A 20,188-nucleotide genomic window follows, 5' to 3' on the forward strand; every position below is an offset into this window, starting at 1 on the left:
CCGGAACCACGATGAACGACACCGAACGCGATCCCGCCATGCTCCACACCCCCGTACTGCTCGAACGCTGCCTCGAACTGCTCGCCCCCGCCCTCGGGCGCCCCGGCGCCGTGGTCGTGGACGCGACCCTCGGCATGGGCGGCCACAGCGAGGCGATGCTCGAGGCGTTCCCCGGGCTCACCCTCATCGGTCTCGACAGGGATCAGGACGCGCTCGCACTCGCGGGCCGGCGCCTCGCCCGCTTCGGCGACCGCGCGATCCGCGTGCACGCCGTCTACGACGAGATCGAGCGCGCGGTGCGCGAATCGGGCTTCGACGCGATCGACGGAGCCCTCTTCGATCTCGGCGTCTCATCGCTGCAGCTCGACGAGGCCGACCGCGGTTTCGCCTACGCCCAGGATGCGCCGCTCGACATGCGCATGGACCAGAGCCGCGGCGAGACGGCGGCCGAGGTGCTCGCCACCGCGCCCGAGGGCCGGCTGCGCGCGATCTTCGAACGCTACGGCGAAGAGCCCCTCGCCGGGCGCTACGCGCGCGCCATCATCGCGGCGCGCGCCGAAGCCCCGATCGAGCGCAGCGGTCGCCTCGTCGACGTGCTGCAGCAGGCCACGCCCGCAGCCGTGCGCGACGCCCGCCACCCGGCGAAGCGCGTCTTCCAGGCGCTGCGCGTCGAAGTGAACGGCGAGCTCGTCGCGCTCGAAGCCGCCGTCCCCGCCGCGATCGATCTGCTGAACCTCGGCGGACGCATCGCCGTGATGTCGTACCAGTCGCTCGAGGACCGCATGGTGAAGCGCGAGCTCGCCGGCCGTTCGAAGTCGACCGCCCCGCCCGGGCTGCCCGTCGAACTTCCCGAGCACCGGCCCGAGCTGAAGCTCCTGACCCGGGGCGCCGAGCTCGCCTCAGAATCCGAGCGCGAGCGCAACCCGCGCGCCATCCCCGTGCGGCTGCGCGCCGCCGAACGAGTAAGGGACGTCCGATGAGCGGCATGGCACCGGCAGGGATCGACCTCTCCCGTCTGCTGAGCCCCGCGCCCGCCGAGCGCGACGAGCAGCGGGCCGAACGGCCCCTGCGCCCGGTTTCGGCACCGACGGCGCGTCGCCAGAAGAACCCGCTCACGGGCGCGCTCCTCGCCGTCGGCATCGTGCTCGTGATCCTCGCGACGCAGCTCGGCCTCAGCATCGCCGTCTCGCAGGGAGCCTACGAGAAGCGCGCGCTCGAGCTCGAGCAGCGCGACCTCAGCCGCGTCGAGCGCCTGCTCGCGCAGAACGTCGACAAGCTCTCGTCGCCGCAGAACCTCGCGGAGAACGCCGCGCAGCTCGGCATGGTGCAGAACGCCCGCCCCGCGGCGCTGCGCCTCAGCGACGGGGCGATCCTCGGGTCGCTGGAGACCTCGGCGAGCGAGGCCCAGGCCAACCTCGTGCCCAACTCGACCCTCGCCGACATGCCCGTCGTCGACGCCGAAGGCCTGCTCGTGCCGCGCCAGGCCGCCGCGGCGGCCACGGAGCCCGCGGTGCGCTGGAAGGGCAAACTGCCGGCGCCGGAGACGCACTGATGCGCGACCGCGCCGCGCGGGCCCGCCGCGTCATCGCCCTCGCACTGATCGTGATCGCGGCGCTCGCCTTCGTCGTGCGCCTCGTCGACGTGCAGCTCGTCTCGGCATCGGCGCTCACCGCCGATGCGAAGGACAAGCGGGCCGTGCCGGTCGCCATCCCGAGCGTGCGCGGCGACATCGTCGACCGCGACGGTGACGTGCTCGCGACGACCGACGAACGCTACGACGTGCAGCTGTCGCCGAAGAACACGAAGGTGCAGGGCGGCACGTTCTACCGGATCGACCCGAACGGCAACGGCATCGCCACCGTCGAGGTCACCTCGCAGCAGGCCTTCGCCGAGATCGGCGAGATCACCGGGCAGACCGCCGAGGACATCCAGAAGATCGTCGAGGACGCGCTCGCCGACAACCCGAAATCCGACTTCGCGTACGTGAAGCGCTCGATCGACCTCACCCAGCTGAACCGGCTCAAGGAGCTGCAGATCCCGTGGCTCACCTTCGAGAGCCAGCACACCCGCAGCTACCCGAACGGCGCGATCGCCGGCAACATCCTCGGCTTCTCGGGCAGCGACGGCCTGCCTCAGTCGGGCGTCGAGGTGTCGCAGGACGCATGCCTCGCCGGCGTCGACGGCTCCGAGGAGTACGAGCGCAGCGCCGATGGCGTGCCGCTGCCCGGCAGCGTCGTCGTGACGAAGCAGGTCGAGAACGGCGGCACCGTCGAACTCACCATCGACCGCGACCTGCAGTGGGAGGCGCAGCAGGCGATCAACGAGCAGGTGCAGAAGGTATCCGCAGAGTGGGGCTTCGTCGTCGTGATGGACGTGCAGACCGGCGAACTCGTCGCGGTCGCGGAGGACGGGTCGGTCGACCCGAACGACGTCGACGCCTCCGACCCGACGAAGCGCGAGGCGCGCTCGTTCGTCGCCCCCTACGAGCCCGGCTCGACCTTCAAAGCGATCACCGCGGCCGCGCTCATCGATCAGGGCCTCGCGACGCCGCAGACGCAGCTGCTCACCCCCGACTACGCCGAACCCGAGCCCGGGGTGCGCTTCGGCGACTCGTTCAACCACCCGCCGATGCAGTGGACCCTCACCGGCATTCTCACGCAGTCGTCGAACGTCGGCACCGCGACCCTCGGCACGCAGCTCTCGCCCGAGGTGCGCTACGACTACCTGCGCAAGTTCGGCATGGGGGAGTCGACCCGGGCGGGCATGCCGCTCGAGGATTCGGGCTTCCTGCTGCCGGTCGAGGATTGGGACCGACAGACCGACTACAACACGACTTTCGGGCAGGCGGTGTCGTCGACGATCGTGCAGACCGCGGGCGCCTACCAGGCCCTCGCGAACGGCGGAGTGCGCATCCCGCCGTCGATCGTGCGCAGCTGCACCGATGCCGACGGTCAGAAGACGGCCCTCGATCACGGCGACCCCGTGACGGCCGTCGCGCCCGAGACGGCGTCGCAGATGATGCAGATGCTCGAGACCGTCGCGACCGAGGCGTGGGTGCAGAAGTTCGTCGGCGTGCCGGGCTACCGCATCGCGGGCAAGACGGGCACGGCCGAGCAGCCCGACGGCGCCGGCGGCTACCGGAAGGACTTCGTCAGCTCGTTCGCGGGCATCTTCCCGGCGGACGACCCCCAGTACGTCGCGGTAGCATCGGTGGCGTTCCCGACATCGGGCGACGGCGGCGTCGCAGCGGCCACCGCGTTCCACGACACGGCCGAGGCCACGATCCGCACGTTCCACATCCCGCCGTCGACCGGAACCTACGTCCCACTCCCGACCGAGTACTGAACGCCGCAGGAGGCACCTTGAGCATCGGAGATGCGCTGAGCATTCGCCCTAAGAACCCGCGGCAGGCCCCGCTCGTCGAGATCGCCGCGAAGTTCGCGCTGCGGGCGACCGCGCCGCTCGAGGGGCTCACCGCGAACGGCGTCACCCTCGACTCCCGCGACGTGCGCTCCGGCGATCTCTACCTCGCGCTCCCCGGCACGAACCGGCACGGCGCCGACTTCGCAGCGCAGGCCGCCGACCGCGGCGCGGTCGCGATCCTCACCGACGCGGCCGGCGCGAAGATCGCCCGCGCGGCGAAGACGCCGATCCCTGTGCTCGTCACCGATGCGGCCCCCCGCAGCATCGCCGGAGCGGTCGCGGCCGCCGTCTACGGCACCGCCGAGACCACGGCGAAGACCTTCGGCATCACCGGCACGAACGGCAAGACGAGCGTCGTCTACATGCTTGCCGAGCTGCTCGGCGCCGCCGGCTACACGACCGGGCTCAGCTCGACCGCCGAACGCCGCATCGGCGACGAGGTCATCGTCTCGAACCTCACGAGCCCCGAAGCCCCCGAGCTGCACGGCCTGCTCGCCCGCATGGCCGAGAAGCACGTCGACGGCATCGCCCTCGAAGTCTCGGCCCACGCCGTGGAGCGCCACCGCATCGACGGCGTGCGCTTCGACGTCGTCGCCTTCAACAACTTCTCGCAGGACCACCTCGACGACTTCGGCGACATGGAGACCTACTTCGCGGCGAAGCTCGCGCTGTTCTCGCCCGAGCACGCCGAGCGCGGCGTCGTCGTCGTCGACTCGCCCCACGGCCAGCGCATCGCCCGGGAAGCGCAGATCCCGGTCACGCGCCTGTCGACCGAGTACGGGCAGGAGGCCGACTGGCACCTCGCGATCACGAACCAGAACCTCGACGGCGTCTCGTTCGTGCTGCAGGGCCCCGAGGGCGCGATGTTCCGCGGCAGCGTCCCCGTCTTCGGCCGCTTCATGGCCGAGAACGCGGCCCTCGCCCTCATCATGCTGCACGAGGCCGGCATCCCGCTCGAACAGGTCGACGGCGGCCTCGACCGCGGGCGCATCCCCGTCTACATCCCGGGCCGCCTCGAGCTCATGTCGAACCCGGAGCCCGGGGCGACCGGCCCCCGGTTCTACGTCGACTACGGCCACACGCCCGGCGCGTTCGGCGCCATGCTCGACGCGCTCGGCGAGGTCGCACCCGGCCGCATCATCTTCATGTTCGGCGCCGACGGCGACCGCGACACCACCAAGCGCGAGGAGATGGGGCGCATCGCCGCCGCAGGCTCCGACGTGCTCATCGTCTGCGACTACCATCCGCGTTCGGAGCCGCCCGAGTCGATCCGTGCGCAGCTCATCGCGGGTGCCCGTTCGGCGAACCACGCCGAGATCATCGAGGAGGGCGACCCCCGCGCCGCGATCAGGCTCGCCATTTCTCTCGCGGGCCCCGATGACGTTATCCTGTATGCCGGTCCCGGACACGAGGACTACCAGGAGGTCGCGGGACAGTACATCCCCTATTCCGCGCGAGACGAAGTACGCGGCGCGCTCCGCGAGGCAGGATTGCTCAAGTGATCGAACTGACACTCGCGGAAGCGGCTGCGGCGATGCAGGGCCGCCTGGTCCAGGGATCCGGCGGCGCCGGCCCCGACACCGTCGTGAGCGGCATCTCGCAGACGGACTCCCGCGAAGTGCAGCCCGGCGAGATCTTTTTCGCCCGGCGCGGCGAGGAGACCGACGGCCACCTCTTCGCGAGCAAGGCCGTCGACGCCGGAGCCGCTCTGCTCGTCGTCGAGCGCGAGGTCGACGACCGCGTGCCGCAGATCGTCGTGGCGGAAGCCACCGAGGCGCTCGGCGCCCTCGCGACCGAGGTCGTGCGCCGCGTGCGCGAGGCCGGCCGGCTGACCATCGTCGGCATCACCGGCTCGAACGGCAAGACCACCACCAAGAACCTCGTCGCGGCCATGGCCGAGCGCGTCGGCGAGACCGTCGCCTCCGAGAAGTCGTTCAACAACGAGGTGGGCGGCCCGCTCACCATGCTGCGCGTGCAGCACACCACCGACACCCTCGTCGCCGAGATGGGCGCGAGCGCGGAGGGCGAGATCGCCCGCCTCACCGCGATGGCGCCGCCGCACATCGGCGTCGTGCTCACCGTCGGCCTCGCCCATGCGGGGGAGTTCGGCGGCATCGAGACCACCTTCCGCACGAAGCGCGAGATGGTGCAGGGCCTCGGCGAGACCGACCTCGCCGTGCTCAACCGCGACGACGCCTACGTCTCGCGCATGGCCGAGGCGACCCGGGCCCGCGTGCGCTGGTTCGGCCAGCACCCCGAAGCCGACGTGCGCGCCGACGGCATCGAGTCGGGGGCCGACGGCACCCGGTTCACGATCCATGCCGATGGGCAGAGCCTCCCGGTGCGCTTCCCGGTGCTCGGCGAGCACCACGTCATGAACGCGCTCGCGGCCGCCGCGGTGGCGCTCGAACTCGGTCTGCCGCTCGCCGACATCGTCGAGGTGCTCGAGCACCACACGCGGGCCGCGCGCTGGCGCATGGAGGTCATGGGCGGCCGCGACGGCATCACCATCATCAACGACGCGTACAACGCGAGCCCCGACTCGATGAGCGCAGGTCTCCGCACGCTCGCGCAGGTCCGCCGCGCCGACGGCCGCTCGGTCGCCGTGCTCGGCGCGATGAGCGAACTCGGCGAGTACTCGATCGAAGAGCACATCCGCATCGGCCTGCAGGCCGTGCGCCTGCGCATCTCCGAGCTCGTGGTTGTCGGCAGGGAGGCCCGCCACCTGCACATCAGCGCCATCAACGAGGGTTCGTGGGACGGCGAGAGCGTGTTCTTCGAAGAGCAGGACGAGGCCTTCGAGTACCTGCGCGGCACCCTGCGGCCGAACGACACCGTGCTCGTGAAGTCGTCGAACTCGGCGGGGCTGCGCTTCCTGGGCGATCGACTCGGGGAGACCTTCGCATGATCGCACTGCTGATCGCCGGTGCCGTGTCGCTGCTGTACTCCCTGCTGCTGACGCCCGTGTTCGTGCGCGTCTTCAACCGCCTGCGGTGGGGCCAGCCGATCCGCGTCGACGGGCCGAAGGAGCACGAGGTCAAGCGCGGCACCCCGACCATGGGCGGCCTGATCTTCCTCTCGGGCTCGATCATCGCCTACCTCATCGGCAAGTTCCTCATGGGCGAGACCCCGAGCCCCTCGGCGCTGCTCGTGATCCTCATGGCCGTGGGCGCGGGCCTCGTCGGCTTCATCGACGACTACATGAAGGCCCGCATGCAGAACTCGGCCGGCCTCAACGGCTGGGCGAAGATCCTCGGCCAGGTGGCCATCGCCGTCGCCTTCGCGCTGCTCGGTGTGCGCTTCGCGAACGAGGCCGGGGTGACCCCGGTGTCGACCCGCATCTCGGTGTTCCGCGACCTGCCCGTCGACTTCATGGCGCTCGGCGCCATCGCGGGCACGGCGCTCTTCGTCATCTGGATCGTGCTCATCGTGACGTCGACCACGAACGCCGTCAACGTCACCGACGGCCTTGACGGCCTCGCCACCGGCGCCGCGATCTTCGCGTTCGGCTCGTACCTCGTGATCGGCTTCTGGCAGGCATCGCAGAACTGCCTCACCACCGCGTACGAGGCCGGCTGCTACGTCGTTCGCGACCCCATGGACCTCGCGGTCATCTCGGCCGCCTTCCTCGGCGGCCTCGCCGGGTTCCTGTGGTGGAATACGAATCCCGCGCAGGTGTTCATGGGCGACACCGGCTCGATGGCCATCGGCGGCGCGATCGCGGCGCTCGCGATCCTCACCCGCACCGAAGTGCTGCTGCTGCTCATCGGCGGCCTCTTCATCATCGAGACCGGCTCCGTGATTCTGCAGCGCGCCTACTTCAAGGTCACGAAGGGCAAGCGCATCTTCCTCATGAGCCCCATCCATCACCACTTCGAGCTCAAGGGCTGGGCGGAGGTGACGGTCGTCGTGCGGTTCTGGATCGTCGCGGCGCTGTTCGTCGTCGTCGGAGTCGGCGCGTTCTACGGCGAATGGTTGTTGCAGCAGTGAGTGAGAACGGGAAGGCAGCGATGCACGATCGAGTAGCGGCGCTCAGCAGCTGGCACGACGACTGGACGGGCCTGCGCGTCGCCGTGCTCGGCCTCGGCGTCACCGGGTTCTCGGTCGCGGATACGCTGGTCGAACTCGGCTCGCAGGTGCGCGTCATCGCCGGCGCTCCCGACCCCGACCGCGAGCGCCTGCTCGACGTGATCGGCGCCGAGCGCTTCTGCGCCGAGACGCACCCCGAGCAGCTCGGCGACCTCGCCGCGTTCGGCCCCGACCTCGTCGTGGTGTCGCCCGGCTACCGCCCCGACCACCCGCTCACCGCCTGGGCGGCCGAGCGCGGCATCCCGGTGTGGGGCGACATCGAGCTCGGCTGGCGCCTGCGCGACAAGACGCCGCGCATCGCCGACTGGATCTGCATCACCGGCACCAACGGCAAGACCACCACGACCGGCCTGACGGCGCACATGCTCGCCGAGGCCGGCCTGCGGGTGACTCCCGCCGGCAACATCGGCACTCCCATCCTCGATGCCCTGCGCGACCCGCAGGGGTACGACGTCATCGTCGTCGAGCTCTCCAGCTTCCAGCTCGAGCGGCTCGGCTCGGGCGGGGCGCAGGTGTCGCCCTACGCGAGCGCGTGCCTCAATTTCGCGGCCGACCACCTCGACTGGCACGGCGGCTTCGACGGCTACTGGGCGGCGAAGGCGAAGGTCTACGAGAACACCCAGGTCGCCTGCGTCTACAACCGCGCCGACCCCGAGACCGAGCGCATGGTCGAGCAGGCCGACGTCGTCGAGGGCGCCCGGGCCATCAGTTTCGGCCTCGACACGCCGCCCCCGAGCGGCTTCGGCATCGTCGAGGGCATCCTCGTCGACCGCGGTTTCCACGCCGAGCGCCGCAACGAGGCGTACGAGCTGGTAACGCTCGACGAGCTTGCCGAGCGCGGCATCGGCGCCCCCCATATGGCGCAGAACGTGCTCGCCGCGAGCGCCCTCGCCCGTGCCCGCGGCGTCGAGCCCGCCGAGATCGCGCGCGCCGTACTGAGCTTCCACCCCGACCCGCACCGCGCCCAACTGCTCGGAGTGCACGCCGGCATCCGCTACATCGACGACTCGAAGGCGACGAACGCGCACGCCGCAGACGCGTCGCTGCGCGCAATGCACGACGTCGTCTGGCTCATCGGCGGCCTGCTCAAGGGCGTCGACATCGACGAGCTCGTGAGCGAGCACGCGTCGCGCCTGCGCGGCGCCGTGGTGATCGGAGTCGAGCGCGCCGAAGTGCTCGCCGCGCTCGCACGCCATCTCGGCGACCGCCCGGTGCTCGAGGTCGATGTCGTCGGGGGCGGCGGCGCCGTGATGGCCGAGGCCGTGCGCCTCGCCGCGCAGATCGCCGAACCCGGAGACACGGTTCTGCTGGCACCCGCGGCGGCGTCGATGGATCAGTTCTCCGACTACGCCGATCGCGGCCGCGCATTCCAGGCCGCCGTGGCCGAGCACACCGGGGGTGAGGCGGGTGGCGGCGCCGCACGAGCCGAGGGCTGACGGCCCCGGCCAGGCGCGCATCAGGCTCGGCGGCCTCGCAGGCGGGTCGACCGACGCCACGGTGGTGGCGCTCTACGCGCTCACGTTCCTGCTCGTCGGGTTCGGCCTGATCATGGTACTCTCGTCGTCGTCGATCACCTCGTACCTCGACGACCAGGGCTTCTTCGGCGGCTTCTGGCGCCAGGCGACGTTCGCGCTGATCGGCATTCCGCTGATGCTGATCGCGGCGGCGATGCCGATCTCCTTCTGGAAGCGCTGGGCGTGGGTCGTCCTGTTCGCGGGCATCGTGCTGCAGCTGCTCGTGTTCACGCCGCTCGGCATCGAGGTCTACGGCAACCGCAACTGGATCCAGATCGGCAGCTTCGGCGGTCAGCCCTCCGAAGCGCTGAAGCTCGCGCTCGTCGTGTGGATCGGCGCCGTGCTGCTGAAGAAGGAGCCGCTGCTCGGGCAGATGCGCCACGAGATCATCCCGGTCATTGTGCCCGGCGCGGTACTCGTGCTCGGCCTCGTGCTGCTCGGCAAGGACCTCGGGACGACGATGATCATGGCGGCGCTCGTCATCGGCGCGATGTTCTTCGGCGGCGTCAGCTGGAAGACGCTCGGCGTGATCGCGGGCGGCGGACTCCTCGCCGTGCTGCTCTTCGTCGTGACGAGCCCGAACCGCCTGCAGCGCATCTTCGGTTTCGCGGGCGGGCACGAGGACTACAGCGGGCTCGGCTGGCAGCCGCTGCACGGCCTGTGGGCGCTCGCAGGCGGCGGTCTCTTCGGCGTCGGGCTCGGCGGGTCGAAGGCGAAGTGGTCGTGGCTGCCCGCTGCCGACAACGACTACATCTTCGCGATCATCGGCGAGGAGCTCGGCCTCATCGGCGCGCTGCTCGTGATCGTGCTGTTCATCGCGCTCGCGCTCGTGATGCTGCGCGTCATCTCCCGTGCCCGAGACCGCTTCGGCCGTGCGGTCGTCGGCGGCGTGCTCGTGTGGATCATCGGCCAGGCCTTCGTGAACATCGGCGTCGTCATCGGCATCCTGCCCGTGCTCGGCGTGCCGCTGCCGCTCATCAGCGCGGGCGGCACCGCGCTCCTCGCGTGCCTCCTCGCGATCGGCGTCGTGATCTCGATCGCCCGCGACGGCGCGAAGTACCAGCAGGAGCTCGCCGACGGCGGCTTCTGAGAGAATCGACGGGTGACCACCTATCTGCTCGCCGGCGGGGGCACCGCCGGCCACGTGAACCCCCTGCTCGCGCTCGCCGACCTGATCCGCGCGGAGGAGCCCGGCTCCGAGATCGTCGTGCTCGGAACGAAGGAGGGCCTCGAGGCGCGCCTCGTCCCGGAGCGCGGCTATGAACTCGTCACGATCGAGCGCCTGCCGTTCCCGCGCCGCCCGAACCTCGACGCGCTCAGATTCCCGGTGCGCTTCGCCCGCGCCGTGCGGCGCACCCGCGAACTCATCCGGGCGCGCGGCGTCGACGTCGTCATCGGATTCGGCGGCTACGCATCCGCGCCGGCCTACCGTGCGGGAGCGAAGGAGGGCGTACCCGTCATCATCCACGAGGCCAACGCCAAGCCCGGCATGGCGAACAAGCTCGGGGCGCGCAGCACCGAGTACGTCGCTGTCACCTTCCCCGGCACGCCGATCGCCCATGCGCGAGTGACGGGCATGCCGCTGCGCCCCGAGATCACCGGCCTCGACCGCGCCGCGCTGCGCGAAAGCGCCCGAGAGCACTTCGGACTCGACCCCGACAAGCGCACCCTGCTCGTGACCGGCGGATCGCTGGGCGCCCGCGCCATCAACCGCGGCATCTCGGGTTCGGCCCCGGCGATCACCGGCTCGGGGGCGCAGGTGCTGCACGTGTGGGGCGGGCTCACGGAGATCGAAGATCCGGGAATCGACGGCTACTCGGTCATCGAGTACTGCGACCGTATGGATCTCGCGTTCGCCGCATGCGATCTCGTCGTGTCGCGCGCCGGATCGACCACGGTCAGCGAGATCTCGGGCCTCGGCATCCCCGCAGTTTTCGTGCCGTACAGCCACGGCAACGGCGAGCAGCGCTTCAACGCGGCCTCGACCGTCGAGGCCGGCGGCGCGCTGCTGGTCGAGGACGCCGAACTGACCCCCGCCTGGGTGGAAACCGTGCTGCTGCCCCTCCTCACCGACGGCGGTCGGCTCGCGCAGATGGGGGAGCGGGCGCGCGCGGCCGGATCCCTGGACGGTACGGAGCGGCTGCTCGATCTCGTACGCGAGGCGATCACCTAGGCCCCGCGCCCGCAGAACGCCGTTCGCGCCCGGCGCTCATCGCCCGAACTTCGGCTCTCACCCGTCGTTCGGATGGAAGCCCCTGTTGTGCTCCGAAATACGGGTGAGAGCCGAAATACAGGCGCATGCTCGGATGCCGGCGTTCGTCAGCGGGCCCGCCGCAGGTGCAGACCCCGGGCGACCGCCGAGAGCACCAGGCTCTGCACGTCCTCCCAGCGGTGCACGACGAGGGCGTAGGTCACGCGGATCACCGTGTACCCCTCGGCCCGCAGACGCGCGTCGTGCAGGATATCGGCGTCGCGCTGCACGCCCGAGTGCTGCTTGCCGTCGATCTGCACCACGAGGCGTTCGCCGAGCAGGAAATCGACGCGGTGCCCGAGCAGATGCACCTGCGCGCGGATCGCGATGCGCAGCCAGCCGAGCCGGGTGCGGAAGAGCGTCTCGAGGCCCGAATCGGCGAATGGCGAGGCCTCGCTCAGCAGGTCGTCGAGCCGCGGTATCCGCAACCGCTCGAGCGCCGGGAGCGAGGCGATGCGCTGATTCAGTGCGGAATCGATGATGGCGAGCGCCGTCTCGTGCGGCTGGCACTCGGCGACGAGCGCGAGCACGTTCTCCGGGTGGTCCTCGAGCATCTCGGGCGGCCGGGGCAGCGGCGGTGCGCGCCAATGCACCGTGCCGGGGCCGGCGACGATATGGCTGTCCGGCCGCGGAGCAGCGTAGTGCGGCGCGTCGGAGGCGGCGAGCACCCAGAGCCCGAGCCTGCGCGCCTGCGAGATGCAGCTCACCACGGCGCCGCGCCTCGCCGCGGCGAGCAGTTCGGGGTCGGCCGACGGCAAGGCGACCCAGCCGCGGCGCGGGCGGATCACCGCGCCGTTCGCGAACGCCGATCGGAGTTCGGTACGGGTGATCCCTGTACGCAGGAGCAGCCCCGTTCGGGTGACGCCGTTCGCGCGGCGCAGCGCAGTTCTGAGGTCCACACGACCGAGCATCGGCGATTTCGATGCGCGAGAACACCTGGAATGCGCGAATGTGGAGAACTGGGCGATGCTGCGGAGTTCGGCGGCCTGTGGAGGAGTGTGCGGCGGTACCCCAGTCCCTTCGGCCGACCCGTATTTCGGCTCTCACCCGTCGTTCGGATGGAAACCCCTGTTCCGCTCCGAAATACGGGTGAGGGCCGAAGTCCGGGTGCGAGCGGAAGCGTGCTCTCGCCGCGCTCGCCGCGCTTGCCGCGCTCGCCTCGCGCTAGAATCGTCACCATGCCACGGAACCTCCTGCTTCGGAGCCGCGGCGGGGTCTGAGACCGACCGGCGCCCCGCACGCGGTGCCGTTCGTCGTGCCGGTCCACGCTCGGAGACCGGAGAATCCCATGCACGTCCCAGCCCGCCTCTGGCTGATGCTCGCCGCGATGGTGCTGGCGCAGGCCGCGACCACCGTCGTCGCGGCGGCGCCCGCGTTCCTCATCCCGTACCTGCACGCGAGCGAGGGCATGAGCCTCGCCGCGGCGGGAATGCTCGCGGGGGCGCCGAACCTCGGCCTCGTGATCGCTCTCGTCGCCTGGGGCGCCGCCACCGACCGCTTCGGCGAGCGCCGCGTGCTGCTCGCGGGTCTCGCCCTCACAACGGCGACCGTGGCGGCGTCGATGCTCCTGCCGCTGGTCGTGCCGGCGGCGGGGAACGGCTTCGCCGTGCTCGGCATCGCGCTCGTCGCGAGCGGTGCGGCCTCGGCCTGCACGAACAGCGCGAGCGGGCGGCTCATCACCGGCTGGTTCCCTCCCGAGCGACGGGGGCTCGCGATGGGCATCCGCCAGACGTGCCAGCCGCTCGGCATGGCCGTCGCAGCGCTCGGCGTGCCCCCGCTCGCGACCGCTTTCGGTCTGCCCGGGGCGCTCGGCCTCGGGGGTGCGCTCACGGTGCTCAGCCTCGGCGTGTGTGCCCTGATCGTGCGCGACCCCGAACGGGCGGCACCGAGTGCGGCGGCCGTCGGCAATCCCTATCGAGGGTCGGGTGCGCTCGCCCGCATCCACGCCGTGTCGGTGCTGCTCGTCGTGCCCCAGTTCGCGCTCTCCACCTTCGGGCTCGTGTGGTTCACCGTCGGTTTCGGGTGGAGCGCGCTCGCCGCGGGCGCCCTCGTCGCCCTCGCCCAGTTCATGGGCGCCGCCGGCCGCATCGTCGTCGGCGTCTGGAGCGACCGTGCGGGGTCGCGCCTCGGGCCGCTGCGCATCGTCGCCGTCGTCGGCATCGCGACGCTGCTGCTGGCCGCGACGTTCGGTTGGGCCGAGTGGAGCGCCGCCGCGGCAGTCGCGTATGTCGTGGCGAGCTGCGTGAGCGTCGCCGATAACGGGCTCGCGTTCACGGCCGTCGCAGAGCTCGCCGGGCCCGGATGGGCGGGGCGCGCGCTCGGCATCCAGAACACCGGGCAGTTCCTGGCCGCCGCGGCCGTCGGGCCCGTCGTCGGCGCTGCGATCGGCGTCATCGGCATTCCGGCCGCCCTCGCCTGCACTGCGCTCGCTCCGCTCCTCGCGGTTCCGCTCGTGCCGCGCCCGGACGTCGAGATCGTACGCCGCTGAGAGCGCAGCCGAGAACGGCTCCGGGAGCGGCCCGAAGAGCGGCGCGGTCGCGGCGCGCTCGCAGGCCGAGGCGGTACGCTGGAGTGTCGATTCGCGCCGCTAGGAGGCCACATGATCTATCCGGATCTGGAACTCGAGATCCCCGAACAGCTCGGACGAGTGCACTTCGTGGGAATCGGCGGCTCGGGCATGAGCGGCATCGCGCGCATGCTGCATGTCGCGGGCGTCACGGTCACGGGCTCCGACCGCTCGGCCAACTACTCGACCGAGGCGCTCGAGGCGCTCGGCATCACGATCTTCATCGGCCACGACGCCGCGAACGTCGGCGATGCCGACACGCTCGTCGTGACCGGCGCCCTCTGGCAGGACAACCCCGAGTACCAGTACGCGCTCGCGCAGGGCATCCCGGTACTGCACCGCTCGCACGCGCTCGCCTGGCTCACGCGCGGCAGCCGGCTCGTCTCGGTCGCGGGGGCCCACGGCAAGACGACGTCGACCGGCATGCTCGTCACGGGGCTGCTCGGTCTCGGCGTCGACCCGTCGTTCGTGAACGGCGGCATCATCGAGTCGCTCGGCGCGTCGTCGGGTTCGGGCAGCGACCCGATCTTCGCGATCGAGGCCGACGAGAGCGACAAATCGTTCCTGATCTACGACACCGCCGTGGCGCTCATCACGAACGTCGACCCCGAGCACCTCGACTTCTACGGTTCGCGCGAGAACTTCATGCAGGCGTTCGTCGACTTCGCAGCCGGCGCCGGCGAGACCGTGGTCATCTCCGCGGACGATGCGGGCACGCGCGAGGTGCTCGCGGCGCTCGAGGCGCTTCGCGGCCAGGGATCGCGGCTGCCCGCCATCCGCACCTTCGGCGAGTCCGAGGGCGCGGATGTGCGCATCGTCTCGATCGACGACTCCGGCCCCGTGCGCTACGAGGTCGAGATCGACGGGGTGCGCTACGCGGGCTCGCTCGGCATCTACGGCCGGCACAACGCCGTCAACGCCGTCGGGGTGGTCGCCGCGCTCACCGGCCTCGGCTACGACGCCGAGCGGTCGATCGCCGCAGTCGGCGAGTTCGGCGGGACCAAGCGCCGTTTCGAGCTCCACGCCGACGTCGGCGGCGTACGCGTGTACGACGACTACGCCCACCACCCGACCGAGGTCGACGCGCTGCTGGCTTCGGCCCGCGCCGTGTCGGGCGAGGGCCGCCTCATCGCGATCCACCAGCCGCACCTCTTCAGCCGCACGAGCATGTTCCATCGCGAGTTCGCGGAGGTGCTCGAGGCCCGCGCGGACCACACCGTGGTGCTCGAGGTCGATGGTGCGCGCGAGGATCCGGTGCCGGGAGTCACCGGCGCCCTGGTGTCGAACGACTTCCACGATGCATCGCGCGTCGCCTACATCGACGACTGGCAGCGCGCGGCGGACTACCTCGCCGAGATCGCCCGACCGGGCGACGTCATGGTGACGATGAGTTGCGGCAGCGTCTACCGGATCATCCCGCAGGTCGTCGAGGCGCTGCGCGGGCGCTTCGAGGCCGAAGGCCGATAGCCGGCGCGATGAAACGACCGAGCGGTTTCGATCGCGCCCCCGAGCGGCGGGAACCTCCCGTGCGCGCGGACGCGCCCGCGCGCCGTCGTACCGTGTCGGGGTTCTTCGGGGGGCACCGGGCGGAGCGGGGCGCGCCGGCGGCGTCGGAGCCCTCCACGCATGCAGACGCCTTCGATGCCGCGGATGCGCCCGGTGCCGCGGTTTCGCCGGAGCATCCGGAGACTCCCGAAACTCCCGAGCGGGAGCGGGCCGCCGAGGGCGGAGCATCGTCCGGGGCGGAGCGGGCGCCGTCGGCACCCGATTCCGACGGCGAGGGAGCGGGGGAGCAGCTCGCAGCGACGGTCGATCTCAGCGAAGTGCGCTCCGGCGGCGGGGCGCTCGTTCGAGCGAACCGCTCGGCCGACCCCGTGCGCGAGGCCGAGCAGCGCATGCGCACGGCGCAGCGGCAGCTCAAGCGCCGCGAACGCCGCGAGCGGCGCCGGTTCTCGTTCGCCTCGCGCAGACGGCGACGGTGGTGGCTCGTCGCGGGCGGTGCGGTTCTCGCGCTCGCGATCTTCGTGCTCGCCGGGGTGTTCACGCCGGTGATGTCGGTGCGCAACATCGAGATCTCGGGCGCGTCGGCCGTGAACCCCGCCGACCTGCAGCAGGCGCTCGACCGCTTCTCGGGCACGCCGTTGGCGCTCGTCGATGACGGCGAGGTGCGCGGCGCCCTCGAGCCGTTCGCGCTGGTCGAGCGATACGCGGTCGAGCGGATTCCGCCCGACACGCTGCTCGTGCGCATCGAGGAGCGGGTGCCCGTCATCTCGATCGGCGACGACGGCGCCTATCAGCTCTACGATGCGGCGGGGGTGCTGGTCGGCAGCGCGGAGGCGCCGCCGGCGGGCGTTCCGGTCGCCGACGGGCGGGCGAAGGATCTCGGTTCGGAGGCATTCGCCTCGGCGGCGCGCGTGCTGCGCGACATGCCGGCCGAACTGCGCACGCAGGTGACCGCGGTGTCGGCGTCGAGCGGGCAGGACGTGCTGCTCGCCCTGACGAACGGCGCCGAGGTGATGTGGGGCGGTCCCGAGGAGACGGCGCGCAAGGCGATCGTGCTCACGACCATGTTCTCGTCGCTCGCCGACCGGCCGGTGAGCTATCTCGACGTCTCGTCGTCCGAGGCCCCGGTCTTCCGGTAGCGGCGTCGAGGCGGCGCTTCGGAGCGCGTCTCGGAAAGTTCGCCGTCGAATTCGGCGTGTCTGCGAGGCGCGCGGGGCAATGCCGCATACCTTGGTGCCCAGGAAACGTATACGGCGATACTAACACTTAACTTCAGGTAGAGGTTGAGAGTTAGGGGCGGAGGAACCAGGTGTCAACGAACCAGAACTACCTCGCGGTGATCAAGGTGGTCGGCGTCGGCGGCGGCGGCGTCAACGCCGTCAACCGCATGATCGAGCTCGGCCTGCGCGGGGTGGAATTCATCGCCGTGAACACCGACGCCCAGGCCCTGCTGCTGAGCGACGCCGACGTCAAGCTCGACGTCGGCCGCGAGCTCACCCGCGGTCTCGGTGCGGGCGCCGACCCCGAGGTGGGCCGTCGCGCCGCCGAGGATCACGCCGAGGAGATCGAAGAGGCGCTCGCCGGAGCCGACATGGTCTTCGTCACCGCCGGCGAGGGCGGCGGCACCGGCACCGGCGCGGCCCCCGTCGTGGCGCGCATCGCGAAGTCGATCGGCGCGCTCACCATCGGCGTCGTCACCCGCCCCTTCAGCTTCGAGGGCAAGCGCCGCGCGGCTCAGGCCGATGCCGGCGTGCACACGCTGCGCGAGGCCGTCGACACGCTCATCGTCGTGCCGAACGACCGCCTGCTCGACATCAGCGAGCCCGGCATCAGCATGATCGAGGCATTCGCCGCCGCCGACCAGGTGCTGCTCGCCGGCGTCTCGGGCATCACCGACCTCATCACCACGCCGGGTCTCATCAACCTCGACTTCGCCGACGTGAAATCCGTGATGCAGGGGGCGGGCTCCGCCCTCATGGGCATCGGCTCGGCGCGTGGAGCCGACCGCGCGATCAAGGCGGCCGAGCTCGCCGTCGCCTCGCCGCTGCTCGAGGCCTCGGTCGAGGGCGCCCACGGCGTGCTGCTCTCCATCCAGGGATCGTCGAACCTCGCGCTCAGCGAGATCTACGAGGCCTCCACGCTGGTGCAGGACGTCGTGCACCAGGAGGCCAACATCATCTTCGGCACGGTCATCGACGACACCCTCGGCGACGAGGTGCGCGTGACCGTCATCGCCGCGGGCTTCGACATCGACCAAGTCGCGTCCGCTCCGGCGCCCGAGCGCGGGCGCCGCGGCAGCCACATCGAGAGCATCGACGACGTCCCGTCGCAGAACTCGCACACGGCGGCGGCCGTCGCGAGCGGCGAGGCCACCGGGCTCGGCTTCAAGGGGTTCAACGCGAACCGCGGCGAGGCCGACCAGTCGGCGACCGGCCAGTTCGGCGAGGTGCTCTCGAACCCGCCGGTCGAGGCGCAGCTGACCGACCCCGCGTTCGACGGCGACGATGACGACGATCTCGACATCCCCGACTTCCTGAAGTAGGCGGTCTCGGTGACGGACACGCAGCCCGGCCTCGCCGAGCGCCTCGCCTCGATGCGCGCGGGCATCGCCGATGCCTGCCGCGCCTCGGGCCGAGCGCCCGAGGAGACGACGCTGATCGTCGTCACGAAGTTCCACCCCGCGAGCCTCGTCGCCGAGCTCTCGGCGCTCGGGGTCCGCGATGTCGGCGAGAACCGGCACCAGGAGGCCCAGGCGAAGGCCGCCGAGCTCCAGGACCTCGACCTGCACTGGCACTTCATCGGCCAGCTGCAGACGAAGAAGGCGCGCCAGGCCGCGCAATACGCGCGATCGATCCACTCGATCGATCGGGACCGGCTCGTCGACGCCCTGTCGACGGCGGAGGTCGCCGAGCCCATCGACGCCTTCATCCAGGTCAACCTCACGAACGATCCGGGCCGCGGGGGAGCCGCCCCCGAGGCGCTCGAGCCGCTCGCCGAGCAGATCCTGGCCACTTCGACGCTGCGCCTGCGCGGCGTCATGGCGGTCGCTCCGCTGCCCGAGGAGGAGGCCGCGGCCCGCGCGTTCGCGCGTCTCGCCGGCTACTCGGAGCGCCTCCGCGCGATCGATCCCGAGGCCACTGCGATCTCCGCGGGCATGACCCACGACTACGCGGAGGCGATCGCGGCCGGCGCGACACACCTGCGTATCGGCAGTGCAATCACCGGCAAACGGCCGGAACCCCGATAGTCTCGGAAGAACTCACCGTTGGGAGAGAAAATGAGCAATCCGCTGAAGAAGACCATGGTGTTCCTGGGCCTCGCCGAGGAGGATCTCGAGGAGCAGGGCGCGCAGCCCGTCGCGCAGAAGGAGACGCCCGCTGCCCGTGCGGCGAGCCCGGCACCGGCGGCGAAGTCGTCGGCCCCCGCACAGCGACCCGCACCCCAGCGCGCGCAGGTCACGCCGCTGCGCCGGGTCACGCCGACGAAAGCCGCGCCCGTGCAGGCGATGAACGAGATCCTGACGGTGCACCCGTCGGAGTACAAGGACGCCAAGGTCATCGCCGAGAGCTTCCGCGAGGGCGTGCCCGTCATCATCAACCTCTCGCGCATGGAGGAGCACGACGCGAAGCGTCTGATCGATTTCGCGAGCGGCCTGACGATGGGCCTGAACGGCCGTATCGAACGCGTGACGAGCAAGGTCTTCCTGCTCTCGCCCGAACACATCGAGGCGTCGAGCGATGAGGATCGACGGAACGAGAGCGGCTCATTCTTCGTCGCACCCACCGCGTAGCACGTGGAGATCGTGCTCATCGTCGGAACAGCGATCCAAGCGCTGCTCCGGCTCTACACCCTTGTGCTGTGGGGGCGTCTCGTCTTCGACTGGGTCACCGTGCTGAACCGCAGATTCCGCCCGCGGGGCGCGCTCGCGGTGCTCGTCGAATCGATCTACACCGTCACGGATCCGCCGATCCGCATGTTCCGGAAGGTGCTTCCCCCGATCCGGCTCGGCAACATCTCACTCGACCTCGGCTGGATGCTCACGATGGTCGCGTGCTGGTTGCTGATCGCGATCATTCCCGGCTGGTGGTGATTCCGCACTGCGCGGAACCGCCGTTATTTGCTAGCGTAGATATTCGACCACGGCAGTGGTCTCCCGAAAGCGAAAGAGACTGAACGATGGCACTGACCCCTGAAGACGTCGTGAACCAGAAGTTTACGATCACGAAGTTCCGTGACGGTTACGACCTCGATCAGGTCGACGACTTCCTCGATTCGATCGTCGAGGAGTTGCGTCAGCACGAGCAGGAGAAGGCCGAGCTGCGTGCGCAGATCGAAGACCTCACCGCGAAGCTCGAAGCCGCCGAGGCCAGCTCGGACGACGCTCCCACCGTGGCCGCCTCCGAGCAGACGATCGTCGTCGACACTCCCGCACCGGTGCCCGTTCAGGCGCAGGCGGCGGCTCCGGCACCCGCGACCGCGGCGCAGCCCGACGCCGTCAAGTCGAGCGCGATGCTGCAGCTCGCACTCGAACTCCACGACAAGCACGTCAGCGAAGGCGAGACCACTCGCGACCGCCTCATCAACGAGGCCGAGAACAAGCGCGACGAGATGATCTCGGATGCCGAGCGCACCGCGAAGCAGATGGTCGAAGAGGCCCAGGGCAAGCGCGCCGAAGAGCTGCGCCTGCTCGGCGAGGAGCGCACCGACCTGCAGAGCCGCATCAAGGATCTGCGCTCCTTCGAAGGCGAGTACCGTTCGACGCTGCGCTCGTACATCCAGTCGCAGTTGCGCGGCCTCGACGGCTCGCCCGAGCCCTCGGGCGCTCCTGAAGGCCTGAGCTGA

General features: G+C 70.8%; 18 protein-coding genes. 17 read left to right on the forward strand and 1 reads right to left on the reverse strand.

The features are described from left to right. The first annotated feature begins 11 nt into the window (after positions 1–11). From rsmH to ACUYTF_RS13070, 9 genes are read left to right on the forward strand one after another with little or no spacing between them, the layout of a single operon-like run. Complete coding sequence (gene rsmH / locus ACUYTF_RS13030) at positions 12–980, forward strand: 16S rRNA (cytosine(1402)-N(4))-methyltransferase RsmH (protein ID WP_434144066.1); 969 nt, start codon at positions 12–14, stop codon at positions 978–980. Continuing rightward, positions 977–1,552: a hypothetical protein gene (locus ACUYTF_RS13035; RefSeq protein WP_449279915.1), complete on the forward strand. Its 576-nt coding sequence runs from the start codon at positions 977–979 to the stop codon at positions 1,550–1,552. The genes rsmH and ACUYTF_RS13035 overlap by 4 nt, the downstream gene beginning before the upstream one ends. Continuing rightward, positions 1,552–3,345, forward strand: a complete 1,794-nt coding sequence (locus ACUYTF_RS13040; protein ID WP_434144063.1) for a penicillin-binding transpeptidase domain-containing protein — start codon at positions 1,552–1,554, stop codon at positions 3,343–3,345. The genes ACUYTF_RS13035 and ACUYTF_RS13040 overlap by 1 nt, the downstream gene beginning before the upstream one ends. A gap of 17 nt (positions 3,346–3,362) precedes the next feature. Continuing rightward, the gene (locus tag ACUYTF_RS13045) at positions 3,363–4,925 is read left to right on the forward strand and encodes a Mur ligase family protein (protein WP_449279916.1); all 1,563 of its coding nucleotides are present in this window, start codon (positions 3,363–3,365) and stop codon (positions 4,923–4,925) included. Then, a complete protein-coding gene (locus ACUYTF_RS13050; protein WP_449279917.1) occupies positions 4,922–6,331 on the forward strand; it encodes a UDP-N-acetylmuramoyl-tripeptide--D-alanyl-D-alanine ligase in 1,410 nt (469 codons plus the stop codon). The genes ACUYTF_RS13045 and ACUYTF_RS13050 overlap by 4 nt, the downstream gene beginning before the upstream one ends. Next, positions 6,328–7,413 carry a phospho-N-acetylmuramoyl-pentapeptide-transferase gene (gene mraY / locus ACUYTF_RS13055; protein WP_434144058.1) on the forward strand — a complete coding sequence of 362 codons (1,086 nt, stop codon included), beginning with the start codon at positions 6,328–6,330 and terminating at the stop codon, positions 7,411–7,413. Before ACUYTF_RS13050 ends, mraY begins: the two co-directional genes overlap by 4 nt. Positions 7,414–7,433: 20 nt before the next feature. Further along, the gene (gene murD, locus ACUYTF_RS13060) at positions 7,434–8,948 is read left to right on the forward strand and encodes a UDP-N-acetylmuramoyl-L-alanine--D-glutamate ligase (protein WP_434144055.1); all 1,515 of its coding nucleotides are present in this window, start codon (positions 7,434–7,436) and stop codon (positions 8,946–8,948) included. Continuing rightward, on the forward strand, positions 8,920–10,116 hold the full coding sequence (gene ftsW / locus ACUYTF_RS13065) for a putative lipid II flippase FtsW (RefSeq protein ID WP_449279918.1): 1,197 nt from the start codon (positions 8,920–8,922) through the stop codon (positions 10,114–10,116). The genes murD and ftsW overlap by 29 nt, the downstream gene beginning before the upstream one ends. Before the next feature lie 12 nt (positions 10,117–10,128). Next, a complete protein-coding gene (locus ACUYTF_RS13070) occupies positions 10,129–11,199 on the forward strand; it encodes a UDP-N-acetylglucosamine--N-acetylmuramyl-(pentapeptide) pyrophosphoryl-undecaprenol N-acetylglucosamine transferase (RefSeq protein WP_449279919.1) in 1,071 nt (356 codons plus the stop codon). A 146-nt stretch (positions 11,200–11,345) separates the two neighbouring features. On the opposite strand, the gene ACUYTF_RS13075 is transcribed toward ACUYTF_RS13070, so the two are convergent. Further along, positions 11,346–12,176: an endonuclease domain-containing protein gene (locus ACUYTF_RS13075; protein WP_449279920.1), complete on the reverse strand. Its 831-nt coding sequence runs from the start codon at positions 12,174–12,176 to the stop codon at positions 11,346–11,348. A gap of 389 nt (positions 12,177–12,565) precedes the next feature. Between ACUYTF_RS13075 and ACUYTF_RS13080 the strand changes: the two genes are divergently transcribed. From ACUYTF_RS13080 to ACUYTF_RS13115, 8 genes are all read left to right on the forward strand, one after another. Next, positions 12,566–13,765, forward strand: a complete 1,200-nt coding sequence (locus ACUYTF_RS13080; RefSeq protein ID WP_449279921.1) for an MFS transporter — start codon at positions 12,566–12,568, stop codon at positions 13,763–13,765. A gap of 111 nt (positions 13,766–13,876) precedes the next feature. Further along, positions 13,877–15,310, forward strand: a complete 1,434-nt coding sequence (gene murC / locus ACUYTF_RS13085; protein ID WP_434144047.1) for a UDP-N-acetylmuramate--L-alanine ligase — start codon at positions 13,877–13,879, stop codon at positions 15,308–15,310. 8 nt (positions 15,311–15,318) lie between these two features. Then, the gene (locus tag ACUYTF_RS13090; RefSeq protein WP_449279922.1) at positions 15,319–16,485 is read left to right on the forward strand and encodes an FtsQ-type POTRA domain-containing protein; all 1,167 of its coding nucleotides are present in this window, start codon (positions 15,319–15,321) and stop codon (positions 16,483–16,485) included. A 170-nt stretch (positions 16,486–16,655) separates the two neighbouring features. After that, positions 16,656–17,888, forward strand: coding sequence for a cell division protein FtsZ (gene ftsZ / locus ACUYTF_RS13095; protein WP_434144043.1), 1,233 nt, complete (start codon positions 16,656–16,658; stop codon positions 17,886–17,888). A 51-nt stretch (positions 17,889–17,939) separates the two neighbouring features. Beyond that, positions 17,940–18,593 carry a YggS family pyridoxal phosphate-dependent enzyme gene (locus ACUYTF_RS13100; protein ID WP_449279954.1) on the forward strand — a complete coding sequence of 218 codons (654 nt, stop codon included), beginning with the start codon at positions 17,940–17,942 and terminating at the stop codon, positions 18,591–18,593. Positions 18,594–18,623: 30 nt separating this feature from the next. Next, entirely contained in the window at positions 18,624–19,136 is a 513-nt protein-coding gene (locus ACUYTF_RS13105) for a cell division protein SepF (RefSeq protein WP_434144041.1), read from the forward strand. Positions 19,137–19,139: 3 nt separating this feature from the next. Further along, positions 19,140–19,436 carry a YggT family protein gene (locus ACUYTF_RS13110; RefSeq protein ID WP_434144039.1) on the forward strand — a complete coding sequence of 99 codons (297 nt, stop codon included), beginning with the start codon at positions 19,140–19,142 and terminating at the stop codon, positions 19,434–19,436. An 86-nt stretch (positions 19,437–19,522) separates the two neighbouring features. Beyond that, entirely contained in the window at positions 19,523–20,188 is a 666-nt protein-coding gene (locus ACUYTF_RS13115; protein ID WP_434144037.1) for a DivIVA domain-containing protein, read from the forward strand.

It is taken from the genome of Leucobacter sp. GX0328, assembly GCF_053567315.1.

Bases quoted from the DNA above. Each gene is read 5' to 3' on its own strand.
- murD (WP_434144055.1), top strand. From the start codon at position 7,434: ATGCACGATCGAGTAGCGGCGCTCAGCAGCTGGCACGACGACTGGACG.
- ACUYTF_RS13090 (WP_449279922.1), top strand. From the start codon at position 15,319: ATGAAACGACCGAGCGGTTTCGATCGCGCCCCCGAGCGGCGGGAACCT.
- ACUYTF_RS13080 (WP_449279921.1), top strand. From the start codon at position 12,566: ATGCACGTCCCAGCCCGCCTCTGGCTGATGCTCGCCGCGATGGTGCTG.
- ACUYTF_RS13115 (WP_434144037.1), top strand. From the start codon at position 19,523: ATGGCACTGACCCCTGAAGACGTCGTGAACCAGAAGTTTACGATCACG.
- mraY (WP_434144058.1), top strand. From the start codon at position 6,328: ATGATCGCACTGCTGATCGCCGGTGCCGTGTCGCTGCTGTACTCCCTG.
- ACUYTF_RS13105 (WP_434144041.1), top strand. From the start codon at position 18,624: ATGAGCAATCCGCTGAAGAAGACCATGGTGTTCCTGGGCCTCGCCGAG.
- ACUYTF_RS13040 (WP_434144063.1), top strand. From the start codon at position 1,552: ATGCGCGACCGCGCCGCGCGGGCCCGCCGCGTCATCGCCCTCGCACTG.
- ACUYTF_RS13035 (WP_449279915.1), top strand. From the start codon at position 977: ATGAGCGGCATGGCACCGGCAGGGATCGACCTCTCCCGTCTGCTGAGC.
- rsmH (WP_434144066.1), top strand. From the start codon at position 12: ATGAACGACACCGAACGCGATCCCGCCATGCTCCACACCCCCGTACTG.
- murC (WP_434144047.1), top strand. From the start codon at position 13,877: ATGATCTATCCGGATCTGGAACTCGAGATCCCCGAACAGCTCGGACGA.
- ACUYTF_RS13100 (WP_449279954.1), top strand. From the start codon at position 17,940: ATGCGCGCGGGCATCGCCGATGCCTGCCGCGCCTCGGGCCGAGCGCCC.